This is a genomic window from Parvularcula oceani (genome assembly GCF_000733125.1).
GTDB classification, from domain to species: domain Bacteria; phylum Pseudomonadota; class Alphaproteobacteria; order Caulobacterales; family Parvularculaceae; genus Parvularcula; species Parvularcula oceani.
This window is the reverse complement of the sequence record NZ_JPHU01000034.1, coordinates 1-855: the sequence shown is the minus strand read 5'-3', so window position 1 is coordinate 855 and position 855 is coordinate 1. Positions and strand designations below refer to the sequence as shown.

Here is an 855-nt window from a genome sequence, read left to right as displayed (position 1 = left end):
CTAGGTCCTGTTGACAAAGAGGGTTCATCCTCGGGCTGATCCGTGATTCAAGATCGCTTTTGTGGAGGCGGTCGTGGTTCGCGGATTGATGTCGGATGCGGAGTGGGCGTTCTTCGAACCCTTCGTCGTGGCGAAAGGCGAAAGGTCGGGGCGTCCGCCGAGAGATCATCGTTTGAGGCTCGACGGCGTGTTCTGGATCGCGCGGACCGGAGCGCAGTGGCGCGATCTGCCCGAGGTCTTCGGCAAGTGGTCCACGGTCTACCGGCAGTTCAGACGCTGGACATTGTCGGGAGTATGGGAGGCGATGCTCGAAGCCTTGGCGGAGAGCGGTGCTGAGCCGGACAGCGTGCAGATGATCGACTCGACCATCGTCCGGGCGCACGTATCGGCAGCGGGCTCAAAAGGGGGACTCAGAGACAGGGTCTTGGCCGCTCGAAAGGTGGCTTCACGTCCAAGATTCATCTCAGAACCAATGCCGTAGGCCTGCCGCTCGCTGCCGAGGTCACCGCTGGACAGGTCTCGGACTACCGTGGCTATGACCTTCTGATGGACGCCGAAGCGCCTGATCCGAAGGTGCTGCTTGCCGACAAGGGCTACGACGCCGACCGGATCAGAGACGACCTGGAGGCCCGTAGCGCAGCGCCGATGATCCCTGGGCGGAAGGGCCGGAAACACCCTGTACCGATCGATGACTTCATCTACGCCCTGCGCAACCAGATCGAGCGCGGCATCGGCAAGCTCAAGTGGTCACGCCGCCTCGCGACCCGCTACGACAAGACCGCCGACAGCTATCTCGGCTTCGTCCACATCGGCAGCCTGCGGCTGTGGCACCGACACTTTGTCAACAGGGCCTAG

At 62.6% G+C, this 855-nt stretch carries 1 protein-coding gene; it reads left to right on the top strand.

Annotated features, from left to right (window positions below; translation table 11 throughout):
- The first annotated feature begins 88 nt into the window (after window positions 1–88).
- A protein-coding gene (locus tag IE88_RS17980) for an IS5 family transposase (RefSeq protein WP_202900536.1) occupies window positions 89–855 on the top strand; the annotation gives its coding sequence in 2 pieces (ribosomal slippage) (window positions 89–398 and window positions 398–855; 768 coding nt in all).